Annotated in this window: 11 protein-coding genes and 1 riboswitch; of the genes, 2 read left to right on the plus strand and 9 right to left on the minus strand. The window is 35.0% G+C overall.

The features are described from left to right. Positions 1 to 88 precede the first annotated feature (88 nt). From GSA01S_RS00440 to ganS, 5 genes are all read right to left on the minus strand, one after another. On the minus strand, positions 89 to 2,650 hold the full coding sequence (locus GSA01S_RS00440) for a glycoside hydrolase family 53 protein (RefSeq protein ID WP_066123567.1): 2,562 nt from the start codon (positions 2,648 to 2,650) through the stop codon (positions 89 to 91). Positions 2,651 to 2,907: 257 nt separating this feature from the next. Then, entirely contained in the window at positions 2,908 to 4,950 is a 2,043-nt protein-coding gene (locus GSA01S_RS00445) for a beta-galactosidase (protein ID WP_066123570.1), read from the minus strand. A 9-nt stretch (positions 4,951 to 4,959) separates the two neighbouring features. Continuing rightward, positions 4,960 to 5,817 carry a galactooligosaccharide ABC transporter permease GanQ gene (ganQ, locus tag GSA01S_RS00450; RefSeq protein ID WP_066123574.1) on the minus strand — a complete coding sequence of 286 codons (858 nt, stop codon included), beginning with the start codon at positions 5,815 to 5,817 and terminating at the stop codon, positions 4,960 to 4,962. Then, positions 5,817 to 7,100 (minus strand): carbohydrate ABC transporter permease, encoded by a 1,284-nt coding sequence (locus GSA01S_RS00455; protein ID WP_066123577.1) that lies wholly within the window; start codon positions 7,098 to 7,100, stop codon positions 5,817 to 5,819. The genes ganQ and GSA01S_RS00455 overlap by 1 nt, the downstream gene beginning before the upstream one ends. Positions 7,101 to 7,161: 61 nt before the next feature. Then, a complete protein-coding gene (gene ganS / locus GSA01S_RS00460; protein WP_066123580.1) occupies positions 7,162 to 8,436 on the minus strand; it encodes a galactooligosaccharide ABC transporter substrate-binding protein GanS in 1,275 nt (424 codons plus the stop codon). Positions 8,437 to 8,643: 207 nt separating this feature from the next. On the opposite strand from ganS, the gene GSA01S_RS00465 reads away from it, so the two are divergent. Beyond that, positions 8,644 to 9,645: a LacI family DNA-binding transcriptional regulator gene (locus GSA01S_RS00465; RefSeq protein WP_066123582.1), complete on the plus strand. Its 1,002-nt coding sequence runs from the start codon at positions 8,644 to 8,646 to the stop codon at positions 9,643 to 9,645. Positions 9,646 to 9,696: 51 nt separating this feature from the next. Here GSA01S_RS00465 and GSA01S_RS00470 read toward each other — a convergent pair whose 3' ends face one another. Together GSA01S_RS00470 and GSA01S_RS00475 are read right to left on the minus strand one after the other, a co-directional pair. Then, the gene (locus GSA01S_RS00470; protein ID WP_066123585.1) at positions 9,697 to 10,230 is read right to left on the minus strand and encodes a methylated-DNA--[protein]-cysteine S-methyltransferase; all 534 of its coding nucleotides are present in this window, start codon (positions 10,228 to 10,230) and stop codon (positions 9,697 to 9,699) included. Between the two features lie 216 nt (positions 10,231 to 10,446). Further along, entirely contained in the window at positions 10,447 to 11,430 is a 984-nt protein-coding gene (locus tag GSA01S_RS00475; protein WP_066123588.1) for a YhdH/YhfP family quinone oxidoreductase, read from the minus strand. A gap of 263 nt (positions 11,431 to 11,693) precedes the next feature. Next, a riboswitch (Fluoride riboswitch) is annotated at positions 11,694 to 11,769 on the plus strand. A 78-nt stretch (positions 11,770 to 11,847) separates the two neighbouring features. On the opposite strand from GSA01S_RS00475, the gene GSA01S_RS00480 reads away from it, so the two are divergent. After that, positions 11,848 to 13,047 (plus strand): cation:proton antiporter, encoded by a 1,200-nt coding sequence (locus tag GSA01S_RS00480; RefSeq protein WP_066123591.1) that lies wholly within the window; start codon positions 11,848 to 11,850, stop codon positions 13,045 to 13,047. Positions 13,048 to 13,388: 341 nt separating this feature from the next. Here GSA01S_RS00480 and GSA01S_RS00485 read toward each other — a convergent pair whose 3' ends face one another. Both GSA01S_RS00485 and GSA01S_RS11230 read right to left on the minus strand, forming a co-directional pair. After that, positions 13,389 to 14,258 (minus strand): PPK2 family polyphosphate kinase, encoded by an 870-nt coding sequence (locus GSA01S_RS00485; RefSeq protein ID WP_066123593.1) that lies wholly within the window; start codon positions 14,256 to 14,258, stop codon positions 13,389 to 13,391. A 195-nt stretch (positions 14,259 to 14,453) separates the two neighbouring features. Next, positions 14,454 to 14,555 (minus strand): MmcQ/YjbR family DNA-binding protein, encoded by a 102-nt coding sequence (locus tag GSA01S_RS11230; RefSeq protein WP_083513121.1) that lies wholly within the window; start codon positions 14,553 to 14,555, stop codon positions 14,454 to 14,456. Between the last annotated feature and the right edge of the window lie 9 nt (positions 14,556 to 14,564).

A 14,564-nucleotide genomic window follows, 5' to 3' on the forward strand; every position in this document is an offset into this window, starting at 1 on the left:
CTTCTTGTCCGCTCCAATCAATTTAATGAATAGGAACTCGCTTATCAATTTGTCCTTTCTTTTAATTTCTCAATTTATCAAAACTATTTTAAAAACTTTTTTTGGTCAAAAGTATAAATGTTCCTAATATTAATAGGATATAGCCCAATAATATCAGATAAACTGGTTTTCTCGATCCGGTATTAGGTAACATACTAGAATAGATTAGATTATTGGTTGATGTATTCGGTTTTAGATTTGAATCTACAATACTTTCTGAATTAGAGTCATTTTCTGATGACTCTTGCTCTTTTTCAATATTCCCTTCATCAGTGGTCGTTTCACTTTCATTTGAGCTTTCATCGCCTGAATTTTCTTCATCTGTGCTTTCTTCACTTGGGTTTTCTTCACTTGGGTTTTCTTCATTCTCTTCTTCAACAGGATTCGGAGCAATATCGCCTGTTTTCTTTAATAACCAATTATCAGTCGTTCCCCACGCTTCAGCATCAGCAGTCACGTGTAAACCAAAAATTAGTTCAGTAGACTCTTTAAGTGTAAAATCAATATTAGCTTCTTGCCAATTCGCATAGCCTTTTAAATTAATCGTTGAAGTTAACAACGTACCATCTGGATATTTAATGAATGCATAAATATTTTCACTCTGCCCCGTTTGATCTCCTTGCATCAATAAATTAAATTGATACGTTCCCGGTGCTAAAAATACTTTTTGTTCAACATCAAAATCAATCGCTTGCTCAGACCAAAAGTGAAGAGCATATTCGCCATCTTTTGGCGTATCATTTAAACGAGAAACATATCCTTCACTAATTGTATAACTACTAAGATTTTCTTCCTCAAAGCTAGGGTTATCTAATAAACTCTCAAATTGTTCTTTTGGTTCTTCAATTATTTCTCTTTCTGGCACCTCACCATAGCCATTGTTTACTAATTCAAAGACTTTTATAGAAGGTAATGCTTTACCATTAAAGTCAAATAGCGCTTGGTTATCCCAAGCAGAACCACCGTACGTTGATTCTGTTACATTCGAATCATATTCTATCGCATGAGAAGAAGCCCATCCTGACCCATATTTTTCCCAAATAGGAAGATTCTGTTCCCAATTTGGTTTGCCTACGGGTACCCATGCTGGTTCCCAATAAAAAATACCTAACGCACCGGCTTTGTTCGCTGCATCAATAACATCACGAATATTATTAGTTTGTCCCTGAACCGTTGCTTCATAGCCTCCCAAATCTGTATCTGATGTCGATCCGATGACATTCCCATGTCCATCACCATCTTCAAGAGTATAAGCATAACTCGTTTCTGCAATTAATGTTTTCTTATTATAATCTTGACTAATTTGTTGTAAAACATGCGTTAAATTTTCTAATTTTCCGTGCCAATATGAATAATAACTTGTCGCAAATACATCATAATCAATAGCATAGTCAGACAATCCTTTAGCAAAATTAAGTATAGTATCTGTTTTCTCAGGATTAGTAAAATGAAGGGCAATTTGGATTCCTGGATCAATTTCTCGAATGGCTCTTGAGCCTTCTTTGAATAATTGATATTTTTCAATCCCTTTTTCACCCGCAATGCCACTACCTGTCGTTTCATTTCCTACTTGCACCATCGTCACATTGACACCCGCTTTTTTTAGCTTCAACAAACTATCCTTAGTATATTCATAAAGAGCCGTGGCTTTTTCATCAACGGTCATCTCTTGCCAAGCCTTTGGAGCCAACTGACGTCCTGGGTCCGCCCAAAAATCTGAGTAATGAAAATCAACTAAAACATTTAACCCTGCCTCAGTTGCACGTTTTCCAATTTCAATCGCTTTTTCTAAATCATTATTGCCTCCACCATAACCATTACCATCACTATCATAAGGATTATTCCATACTCTTATCCGAATATAATTGACACTGTTTTGTGCTAAATAATCAATCAAATCCACTTCTTTTCCATTTAAGTCATAATATTTTACACCACTTTGCTCTTGAGCTATCAAAGTTGATATATCAACTCCCTTGATGAAATCATCCGGTAAGTCTTCTACCTTTTCAACATAAAAATCAGTTGGTAAAACATCATTTAGTTCGTCTGAAATTTGTTCATCCTTCATAGTAACTGCTGGAGTCGTTTCTTTATTATCTTTTTCTAAGTCGGTCCCTTTCGTTTCTCCAGACTCTTCACCATCAGGTGTCTCATTTGCTGTTGTTTCAATTAAAGTGTTTTCGGTGATTCTTTCTTCATCCAAACTGCTTTCGTTAACTTTTTCTTCTGTAGAACTAATTGCTATATCTTCATCCTCAACTCCATTATTTTCAATAATTTCTACTTCATTCATAGAGTTTTCTGTAAGCACCTCAATAACCTCTTCATTTTTCTTGTCTTTAGGTTGTTCTGCAGGGGGTATATTTTCTATTAGGGTACTAACGATAACTTCCTCATGATTAGTTTCCCTTACCACTTCCTTACTATCTTCATCAACTTTCTCTTCCATTGCTAGTTCTATACTTGTCCTAGATTCTAAATTAATTAATTGATTTGAGATAACTTGATTGTTACTATCAACCTCTTGCGCAGAAACCGTCGCATTTGGCATTGCAATCATTAGGGTTGTTCCTAACATAAATACAAGCTTTTTTGCATTCATTTTCATTAATTCATCAGCCTCCTTCTTTATTATTGTCATTGCGATTACCTCAAAATTAATATTTCACTCCTTTCATATTGAGTTAACGCTTACATTTATTTCGAATAGTAGGTGGGCAGGAAGTAGAAAATCGAATGATTTTCGCTTCGTCTACCCACTCCTGAACTGTTTGAGACCACTCAACCACTGCGCGTATAATTAATGAGCCATAACTTGATTGAATTTTTAATATTTTTGTTCAGACTCTTATAATTTCATTGTGTTTAACGTCTTTTTAAGACCTTAACTCCGTATACTGGTAGTGAAATATTTTTGCCTTGGGTTTCACCAGAAATAATATCCACTGTCTCCTCCTTTACAGTAATAGATTGTGGCTGTTCAGAAAAGTTCATTACAAAGTAATAATCTTGATTATTTTTTGTTCTAGATTGAACAGATACAACAGGATTTCCATTAACAACAAAAGGATTACTTAAATCAAACTCCTCGATAATCGCATCATAGATAGTATTTAAAGATGATACTTCTGTTCTCGCCCCGATGAAGTACGCTTGACCTTTTCCAAATGTATTTACAGTAACAGCCGGAGTACCTGCATAGAAATCTTTTTCATAACTGGCCAAAGTCTTAGCTGATAATAAGTCAATCACTGATTGATAGTCTTTAGTCTCAACAGTGGTTCCATCTAAAAATGTCATTTGATTATATTGACTTGGATAATACGTATCCGTTTCAAGAACAGAAATGCCAAATAATTCTTGTAAAGGTTCAGGCCAACCACCTAAATAAGTTAAATCCGATTCATTTACTAATCCTGTCAAGTAAGTAGAAACTAAAATACCGCCCGAATGCACATATTCTTGCAACTTGGTCATAGTATTTTCATCCATCATATATAGCATTGGTAAGATTACCAACTTATATTTCGATAAATCGTGTTCTTTAGTCACAACATCCACTTCAATATCACGATCCCAGAAATAGCGATAATGATCTTGTAATGTATGTGGATAGCGTTTTGTTTCTAAACCAAAACCTTGTGCATCATCTAATGCCCATTTATTCTCCCAATCATAAATCATCGCAACTTTTGCATGCTTATCGCTTGTCTTAACCTCTTGTGTTTTTTCAAGTACTTCTCCTACAAGACTGACTTCTCGGAACACACGATTATTTTCGGAATTATCATGATCCACGACTGCACCATGAAATTTTTCACTTGAACCACGCGATTTACGCCATTGGAAATAAAGATTGCTATCAGAACCATGTGCAATAAATTGTAAAGAGGACAACAGATGCATTCCCGGTCTCTTTGTTTTATTAACTTTATGCCAATTAACACCGCTTGGGGTTGACTCCATAATTAAGAACGGTTTTTGTTTCAAACTGCGATATTGATCATTAATAAAACCAACTTTACTAGCTAAATCTGCAGTAGTTCCCCAATCATTATGCCAAGCTGGATAACAATCCCAACTGATAATATCGACATGCTGAGCAAATTTAGCATAATCTAGACTTTGGAAAGGAATAAGATCATCTGTATCTGCCATAAAATTAGTGGTAATCGGAATATCCGGAGTAATTTGACGAATATCTTTAATCTCATGTTCATAGAAATCAATTGTTTGATCGGTTACAAATCTTTTCCAGTCTAAATTTAAACCATGCACTGCATTCTCACCGATAGGTGAAGGAGATTCTATTTGATTCCAATCTGTTATTGTATGACTCCAAAACGGTCCCCACCAAGCATAATTAACTTCATCTAAAGTTTTATACTTATCTTTAACCCATTGTCTAAAATTCGCTTGACAATAATCACAGTGACACTCACCAGAATATTCATTTGAAATATGCCACATTAATAGAGCCGGATGGTTCTTATATCGCTCTGCTAGAAGTTTATTAATAATCGCTATTTTTTCTCGATATACTGGTGAAGAAAAGCAATGATTATGACGACCACCATGTAACATTTTTTCACGTCGTTCATTTGTACGCAACACCTCAGGATATTTATGCGACATCCAAGCTGGTCTAGCCCCACTAGGAGTTGATAAAATAACATTGCCACCTATTCCTGCGATATCATCCATAATCTTATCTAACCATTCAAAATTAAAGTGACCTTCTTCAGGTTCAAGTGTCGCCCATGAAAACATTCCTATCGAAAATGTATTGGTATTCGCTTTTTGCATCAATTCAATATCTTTTTCTAATATCTCTGGATAATTTAACCATTGATCGGGATTGTAGTCTCCACCATGTAAAAACCTTTGCTCACTCATATATTTATTCATTTCATTCTCCTATCCTTTTGTTCCTCCAGTTGTTAACCCAGAAACAAAATGTTTTTGTAATGACAAGAATACTAATGCGATTGGAATACTAATCAAAATAGCTCCAGCAGCAAAAGTAGTATAACTTGCTCCCATCTTATCAGTAACCAATTTATATAAGCCTATTGGTAAGGTATAATATTCTGGTTGTCTTAGTAAAACTGATGATAATGCGAAATCACCTAATGGGCCAGTAAAGCCATTCATCGCTACTACTGCTAACATCGGACGCGATAATGGTAATAAAATCTGTAAAAATATTCGCGTATTTTTTGCGCCATCAATTTTCGCACTCTCATCTAAATCGATTGGTATCGAATCAAAATATCCTTTCATTAAATAGGTATTCATAGGAATTTGTCCACCTACATAAATTAGTATCAATAACCAATGACTGTTTATTAACCCTAGCATTTGTGCTAAAACAAAGATAGCAATTAAGGCTGAGAATTGGGGTATCATTTGTAATAGTAAAAAGAGCATTAATCCATTTTTTCTACCTTTAAAACGAAATCTCGAAAAAGAATAAGCAGTCATTGAAACAAAAATTAAGGACAAAATCATTGTAAAGAAACTTATTTTCAAAGAATTCAAATACCAACGACCATATAAAAGAGTTCCTTCATTAGCAAACAATCTTTTATAATGGGTTAATGAAGCATTTTTAGGTATCAAACTTGTAGAGATTAAACTATTTCCTGGGTTAAAGCTAGCACCAACAGTCCATAATAATGGATAAATAATAACCACACAAACAATGATTAATAATAAATAAGTTAACAGAAGTCGTGTGCGACGTTGTTTTGTTAAGGAATGTGTTTTTTCCACTACGATCTACCTCCTTCTTTAAATGAATTCGTTCTTCTAAATTGCCATAAAGCAATCGCAATTACAAAGATTGAGAGTAAAATAGTTAAAGCTGCTGCCAACGCATACTGACTCTTTTGCATCGTTAATTTATAAATCCACGATACAAGAATATCGGTACCACCAGCTGTTGATCCTGGGACAGCTGGTCCTCCAGAATTAAATAGATAAATAATATTAAAATTATTAAAATTAAAAGTATACTGCGTAATAATGATTGGTGCCATTGAATATAAAATTAATGGTAAGGTAATTTTTCTAAATTTTTGAAAACCATTTGCTCCATCGATGGTGGCAGCTTCATACAAATCGTTTGGAATCGATTGTAACGTTCCGGTCGTCACTATGAAGATATATGGAAATCCTAACCATCCTTGTATCATTAATAATGCAATTTTAGTCCAATTTGCGTCGGTCAACCATGGGATTGGGGAAACACCAATTAAACTTAAAATAGAATTATTAATCGCTCCAAAAGTATCATTAAACATTCCGGCAAACACCATAATCGTTACAAAACCTGGAACAGCCCATGGTAAAACAAGAATGGTTCGGAATAATTTTTTAAATTTTAACTCCTTTTGGTGAACAACAATGGCTAACAAAATACCAATTGAAACTTGTAAAGTTGAAGCGACTAAAGTCCATATAACCGTCCAACCCAATACATTAAAAAAAGTCTCTCGCCAAATATCAACAGTAAAGATTTTAGCAAATGTTTCAAGCCCCACCCAATCAGCTAGATTCGCTGGCGCTGAATGATATAAATCGTAATTAGTAAAAGCCAATGCAATACTAAATAAAATTGGAAAAATAACGGAAAATACTAATAAGAAAAAAGCGGGACTACTCATTAGATAAGGATATCCCTCACTTAATAATGTCTGGTAACTCTCCACAATGTTATTCACTGCATTGCCTTCGTCTCTCTTGCGTCCATTACTAAAAGCATCTTTTAAATTTAAATAATAAAATCCCAAACCAAACATCAGGACTATCAACGCAACCAAACCTTCAGCTAAAAGGAAGATTGAATTATCTCGAGGTAACTCTGTTCCTAAGGTAAATAATCCCCAAATCCCCATATTCAATAAATCTTTGAATACAAAGATGTAAGAAACGGTAATAACGAGAAAAATAAGCCCTTTAATATATTGCCGATTATAAATCTGCCCCAATCCAGGAACTACTGATAGAATTGTGGCATTTTTTGCATTTTTTGATGAGTAAGATTGATCACTCATAATCATTACACCTACCTTTATTAAAGGCGACGAAAGATTCGTCGCCCATGAATTTCTCAGATTATTGTTGAGTCGTTGCTTTTATATCGTTAGCAATTTGTTCTACCGCTTGCTCTAAAGCTTCTTTTGGCTCAGCTTTTCCTGTTGCAATTGTTTGAAGTGCTTGATCAATTGGTAACCATACAGAGTTCATTGCAGTGATACCTGGCATCAATTCAGCATATTGTGATTGTAAAGCAATCGCGGCTGCCGCTTCACTTTCTTGAACACTTGGGTCTTCAGCTAGCGCTAGCACAGCTGGAACTTCTTTTGTTTTTTCATAGCGAACTTTTGAATTTTCTTCATTCGCAATAAATTTAACAAATGCTTCTGCTAATTCTGGGTGTTTTGTATAACTACTTACATTATAACTTTTGACACCAATGAATGATCCCATATGTTCGCCATTAGGTAACATTGGTAATTCTTTAACTCCATAATTAATGCCTGCTTCTTTATATGGTTCAACGTTCCAAGGACCAGAGATTACCGCTACAGCATTTCCTTCAGTAAATAATGAATCTAACACATTAATACCTTGTTCGCCGATAATTCCTGCCGGGAATACTTTTTCGTCATAGAACTTTTTGATATATTCAGCTCCTTCGATAGCACCCACGTTAGCAAGACCTAGATCTTCTGGGTTAAACTCTCCGTCCTTTTCACCGAATACATAAGACCCAAATCCTCCCATTACCCCTTGAGCATAGTAAAGTGTATCCCATAGTGCTAATAAACCATATTTTTCACCATCAGAATAGTTCTTAGAAAACTCAAACCATTCGTCAGTAGTATTCGGTAGTTCTTCTTCTGCAATTAAGTCTTTATTATAAAATAAAATTTGGGTTTCAACCGCTTTTGGCAGCCCGTATACTTTTCCATCAACAGTTTGCGATTGCATAGCTGCTTCAGTATAAATTCCTTTTAATTCATCATCTACGGTTAATTCTTTAAGTAATCCTTCTGTCACAGCAGTCCCTACTTGATCACTCGGAATAGTAATCACATCAGGCCCTGTTCCTGCTGGTCCATCCAAACGTAAATCCTCTATATGGTCTGCATAAGCTTTTTCTACCACCGTGATTTTTACATTATTTTCTTCTTCAAATTTTTTAATTGCATCTTCAATCCCTACACCTTTGGCTTGATCCTCCCAAACTAAAAGTTCTGTTGGTTCAGAATTTTCTGTTGTACTTAGATCGTTTGAAGTTACTGTTGCATCATTCTCTTTTGGTCCACATCCTGCCAACCCTAAAACGACTAAACTGCTAAGCAATAAACTTGATATTTTTTTCATTTGTCTGGCTCCTTTATTAATATTGGTACTTTTAGTATATAAGAAAACGTTTTAATTGTAAATAGTTTTATTTAAATGATTTAATTTATTTAGTAAATATATTTATTAATCATTGTTGATATAGTTGCACAACCATGATAAAAACGTTATAATTCTAGTAAATAGTTTTACTAACTAATATAAAAATAATTTTTATTGAGGTAACAAATGACAACAATTAAGGATATAGCATACCATTCTGGGTATTCTTCAGCGACAGTCTCTCGCCTACTTAAAGGAGACGAAAACTTATCTATAACCGAAGAGGCCAGACAAAAAATAATCCATACTGCCCTAACTTTAGGATATGATCGCTCTAAGATTAAAACGACACTTGAAAAAATTGCAGTGCTATCTTGGATAAGTGATGAGGAAGAATTGCAAGACGTTTATTTTCGCAATCTGAAAATTAATTTAGAGAAATATGCAAAATTGAATAATATGGAAATATTTACAATCAAACAAGACAAAGGTCTAGATTCTATTCCCAAAAATATTACCGGTTTTATTGCTTTGGGTTCTTTTTCTGAAAAAGAAATACAAAAATTAAAAAATAGCTATACTAAGGGCGTCTTTTTAGAAATTAATCCTGAACCCGATTATTTTGATACTGTGAAGCCCGATACCGATCGGATGACAGTCAAAGCGATTGATTATTTTAGAGAAAAAGGCTATCAAAAAATTGGTTTTATCGGTGGAAAATATTACAATCATTTTAATGATACAATTGACATGGATAGTCGTGAGATAACTTTTCGTCATTATCTTTCAACTCTGGGACTACTTAATGATAAATATATTTTGAGCGAAGGCCGCTTTTCTGTAGAACAAGGTTATAATCTAGTAAAAAATAATATTTCAAAATGGAAAGACGACCTGCCCGAAGCGATTTTTATTGCATCTGATACGATTGCAATCGGCTGTTTACAAGCTTTTAATGAATTGCAAATCAATATTCCGGATAATATTGAAATCATTAGCATCAACGATAATGATATTTCAAAATTCGTTTCTCCCCCATTAACTACTTTCAGAATTGAGGCTGAAGAGATAGCAAAGACTACCATTGATATGTTAGTTGATCAAATTGTCTATAATCGAAAAACAACTAAAACCGTTTTACTTAATTCTGAATTAATGATTCGCAAAAGTTTTGTTCCAAAAACATAGTTAAAAGGACAATAGTCAATCACCAATAGGTGTTACTATTGTCCTCTTTATTTAATCTACTTTATAATGGTTCTTTGATACGATATAGTTTTCTTCTAAAGTTAATAAAGATTGCTTCCGACTCACTCCACCGGCATATCCGCCTATTGAGCCATCGGATCTTATTACACGATGGCAAGGAATGAGAATCATCATAAGGTTACTACTATTGGCATTACCAATGGCTCTGCTGGCATTTGGATATCCAATTTCCTTACCTAACCCTTGATAATCTAAGGTTGTGCCGTAAGGAATATTTTTTAACGCTTTCCATACCTTCGTTTGAAAAACCGTGCCGTTCATAATGGTCGGAATTGTAAACTCAGTTCTTGTTCCTTCTAGGTATTCGCTTAGCTCTTGTTTCACTTTCAAATTCATCAAATGATCTGCTTCAATAATTTTACGTTGATATTGCTTTTGAACTCGCTCGATTCGTTTTGATGTCAGGCTATCAGCGAACTGCAAAAAGTAGATTCCGTCTTCTGCCACCAAACTAGTCATGGTACCAATGGGAGTCTCAAAGGTATTTTTATATAAATAACTCATTTACGATCATCCTGTCTAAAATAATAGGTACATATATTATAGCTCAGCTCCGTATATTGTCTATCTAAAAAGTAGAAACTGTATGGAATTTTATCAAACACCCTTTGAAACCGATAGCTTCGACAACAAACTTTTTGCTATGGCCTATACTATAACCTACTTTTTAAGTACGTATCGTTATGGAAAGCGAAAGCTATGAACCCTTTTTCTTCAGTTTTAAAACGCAACTAAGGTTCGTCCTAAATGCTGTCCCTCACGTATTTTCGATAAAGGTTCGTCTAACTTATCAAACGGCACTTCATTTACTAATAATGAATCAATGACATTCCATTCATTCGATAACAACTCCCAAATTTGATTACGTAATGCCACCGGTCTTGCTAGTGAATCAATTCCAAATATCGTTACTCCTCTTAAAATCATCGGCAAAACAGACGTGTTAAATTGAATACCTGCCGCATTGCCACACATCGACATGGCACCATTATTGACAATTTGAGTTAAAGCAATTGCTGCCGGTTCACCCCCTACATTATCTACAACATAATCCCATTTTGCTGAAGCTAAAGGTTTAACAGTTCCTAAATCTTCTGGCCAAATTACTTCAGTGGCTCCTAATTTTAAGGCGATTTCTTCTTGATAATCTTTCCTTACTAGAGCTGTTATCTTGTCAAAACCTAACTTTTTCAAGATTGCTAAAGAAACGGAGCCCACTCCGCCTGTCGCTCCCGTGACTAAAATATGAGGTTGTTTATTCACATCCATCCCATGGTTAATCAGTGACAACAAGGCATAAGCAGCAGTAAAGCCAGCTGTTCCATAAATCATGGCCTCTTTAGTCGTCATGCCCTCTGGCACTTTCACCACCCAATCACTATCAACTGATACATATTCTGAATAACCACCGGTCGTCGATACTCCCATATTACTTCCCATCACGATGACTTTATCACCTTTTTGATATTTCCCCGATTGATCTTCGACTATTTCACCCGCTACATCTATCCCAGGTATCATTGGATAATGCCGAATAACGCCTCCCTTAGTTTTAAAACCCAACATATCCTTATAATTTAATGAAGAATATTCCGCCTTAATTAAGGTATTGCCTTGATATAAAAATTGAAGGTTCACTTCCTCTACTTTATAGGTAACCTCGCCATTTGTTTCTCTAACCACATATGCTTTAAACTTTTCCATGATAAACCTCCCTAAAGTTTTCCATTCAAGAAAAAGATATCAAATCCCCAATACAATAGCAAGTGTAATCCCTTACAATAAATAGTGTTATAATATTTCGCTTTCTATTTTTAAGAAATGTTGCCTATTCCTCCTAGAAAAGCTATCTTATATACTCAGGTCCGTTGAAAGCTTGTTTTTTTCATTATCATCGCCTAGCTTTTAATGAGCATTCATTATACGATACCCGATATTGACATCCACCGTGATTTTGCTATACTTAATTAACAAAAGGGAATGAGGTTCTCCCTAGGTAAGTTACCTAAACCGCAGTTATTTGCTGATGACTTCTGTGACGCTTTATTTGGCATGTCACAGGGGTCATCTTTTTTATGGATACCTTCGTGAAACAAATTAATAAATGAAGGAGATTAATTTATGTTAACATCTTTAGCTTTCGTCTTTCTAGGCGGCTTATTAATGGCAACAATTGCTGAAAAAATTGGTTTGCCACGTATTATTGGTATGTTACTTGCCGGTGTTCTACTCGGACCCTATCTACTGAACGCCTTTGAACCTGCTTTGCTCGAAAATTCAGCAGATTTAAGAAAAATGGCATTAATCATTATTTTACTGAAAGCTGGGCTCACCTTAGATTTATCGGATTTAAAACAAGTCGGACGCCCTGCCGTTCTGATGAGTTTCTTGCCTGCAACAATTGAAATTATTGGCTATTTACTGATAGCCCCTTGGTTATTAGGTATTTCTCTTATTGATGCAGCTGTCATGGGCGCTGTCATGGCAGCTGTATCTCCTGCTGTGGTCGTACCTAGAATGATACATTTGATTGAACAAAAAATCGGTACGAATCAGAAAATTCCTCAACTCATTTTAGCGGGTGCTTCATGCGATGACATTGTGGTGATTATATTATTTACTGCTTTTTTAAGCATGGCACAAGGTGGCGCCATCCATTATCAAGATTTCTTTAATATTCCTATCTCAATAATCGCCGGCGTCGGCTTAGGGGTTTTAACAGGTTGGCTATTACTTCTTTTCTTCAAATGGGCTCATACAAACATTGGCTTAACTGAGATTCAAAAAGTCATTATAATGCTTGCTATTTCATTCATACTCGTAGCGATTGAAAAATGGTTAGCTAACACCATTGCGATTTCGGGTCTTCTAGCCGTCATGAGTATGGCGAGCGTAATAAAAATGCGTGGTCCGATACCTCAATCGACAAAATTATCTAAACAATTTGGTAATATATGGATTGCTTCAGAATTATTGTTATTTGTGTTAGTGGGCGCAGCTGTTGATATTCGTTATTTAAGTATTGCTGGATTTAAAGCGGTACTAACTATTTTATTAGCCTTAATCTTTAGAAGTTTAGGCGTTTACCTTAGTTTACTTGGCACTAAACTGTCGGCTAAAGAAAAAGTGTTTTGTATTTTTGCCTATTTACCAAAAGCAACGGTGCAAGCTGCCATTGGTGCTATTCCTTTAGCCGTCGGCTTAAATACAGGGCCACTTATCTTATCAGTGGCGGTCATTGGTATCACCATTACCGCGCCTCTTGGGGCATTATTAATTGATCGCACGCAACATTCATTATTAGAAAAAACTGATTTTTAATTGGGTTAATCAATGTTTTCTCAAACAATTGGAGAGTGGGCATCAAGGATAGGCATAAACTTTATCAATTCAATCACGTTGTGTTCGTTAATTTGACAGGACTTTTAAGATAAATCTCAGCTACATTAAGACGCAGTTTGAGACCACTCAATCACACTGCTATTAATTAACGCATAATAATTTTGACTAAATTTATCAAGTTTATGCCCAGCCTCTTGTTAGCAAAACATCCGTCAGTACTATTTTTGCTATGAAAAAAAGGAGTAGGTAAGAAGAAGAAATTCCATGATTTTCGCTTCCTATACCTACCCCTCTTATATTTTGGGTAACAATTATTCTCTTTATTTTTCTTCTAATAAACGTTTTTTACTTTCTTCCATGGCTTCAATTTGTTCTTTTGACACTTCTGGAAATTGTGGATCTATTTCTTTTAATAAATCAAGCATAATTTCAGATACTAAGTAACGCGTATACCACTTTTGATCTGCGGGAATAACATACCATGGGCTATGTTTTGTAGCCGTTTCATTTATCACCTTTTCATAAGTTTCTAAATAAGTATCAAATTGATCACGCACATCTAAATCCCCTGCATTAAACTTCCAGTTCTTCTCTTGACGTTCAATCCGTTCTAAAAAGCGTTCTTTTTGCTCTGCTTTTGAAACATTTAAGTAAATTTTGACGATTCGATAGCTATTTTCATATAAATATTCTTCAAAATCTCGAATTTGACGATAACGTTTTTTGAAGAATTCCTGATCACTATCATTTTTCACACGATCAGCTAAACGATAGCCTTTATGAATATCATTAATTTGAACAGTTAAGACCTCTTCATAATGGCTTCGATTGAAGATTACAATATCGCCACGCTCCGGCACATGTCGGTGAATACGCCATAAGAAATCATGAGCTGCTTCTTCTTCACTTGGAACTTTAAAACTTTCCACGTAAACGCCTTGTGGGTTAAACCCCGTCATCACATGTTTAATGGTTGAATCTTTACCGGCAGCGTCTAAAGCCTGAATCACCACAATGACACCTTCACGGCCATCCGCATATAGTTTTTCTTGGAGTTCTTCCATTTTCAATAAATTTTCGGAAAATTTCGCCTCAATTTCTTCGCGTTCTGCTTTATCCTCTGCCGCATTGGTTGGAATCTTTTTTATATTCAATTTTTCGCTTCCGTCAAACTTATATTGTTTTAGCATCTTAGTTTCTCCTCTGTATTAATGTACTACCTTTTATTATAAATATATTTGAGACTATTAACAAAAATAACACCTTATCAACATAATAAAATATGATAGCACTGCCTATTGGTCGGTAAGTTTTCCGATTCAGTTGTATCAACACAAAGCCGATCTATTTTCAAATTGATTCATAGTATTTTTTGTTATATTTACTCAACCTTCCACCAATTGATAACTTTGTCGGATTAATGCCTGTAATTGCTCTAGATTAATCTTTCCATCCACTATCACACTCACCCAATGCTTCTTATTCATATGATATGC

Origin of the sequence: Globicatella sanguinis NBRC 15551, assembly GCF_001552295.1 — a bacterium.
GTDB lineage: Bacteria > Bacillota > Bacilli > Lactobacillales > Aerococcaceae > Globicatella > Globicatella sanguinis.

Bases quoted from the DNA above. Each gene is read 5' to 3' on its own strand.
- GSA01S_RS00480 (WP_066123591.1), top strand. From the start codon at position 11,848: ATGTTAACATCTTTAGCTTTCGTCTTTCTAGGCGGCTTATTAATGGCA.
- GSA01S_RS11230 (WP_083513121.1), bottom strand. From the start codon at position 14,555: ATGAATAAGAAGCATTGGGTGAGTGTGATAGTGGATGGAAAGATTAAT.
- GSA01S_RS00440 (WP_066123567.1), bottom strand. From the start codon at position 2,650: ATGAAAATGAATGCAAAAAAGCTTGTATTTATGTTAGGAACAACCCTA.
- GSA01S_RS00455 (WP_066123577.1), bottom strand. From the start codon at position 7,100: ATGAGTGATCAATCTTACTCATCAAAAAATGCAAAAAATGCCACAATT.
- GSA01S_RS00465 (WP_066123582.1), top strand. From the start codon at position 8,644: ATGACAACAATTAAGGATATAGCATACCATTCTGGGTATTCTTCAGCG.
- GSA01S_RS00485 (WP_066123593.1), bottom strand. From the start codon at position 14,258: ATGCTAAAACAATATAAGTTTGACGGAAGCGAAAAATTGAATATAAAA.
- GSA01S_RS00470 (WP_066123585.1), bottom strand. From the start codon at position 10,230: ATGAGTTATTTATATAAAAATACCTTTGAGACTCCCATTGGTACCATG.
- GSA01S_RS00475 (WP_066123588.1), bottom strand. From the start codon at position 11,430: ATGGAAAAGTTTAAAGCATATGTGGTTAGAGAAACAAATGGCGAGGTT.
- ganS (WP_066123580.1), bottom strand. From the start codon at position 8,436: ATGAAAAAAATATCAAGTTTATTGCTTAGCAGTTTAGTCGTTTTAGGG.
- GSA01S_RS00445 (WP_066123570.1), bottom strand. From the start codon at position 4,950: ATGAATAAATATATGAGTGAGCAAAGGTTTTTACATGGTGGAGACTAC.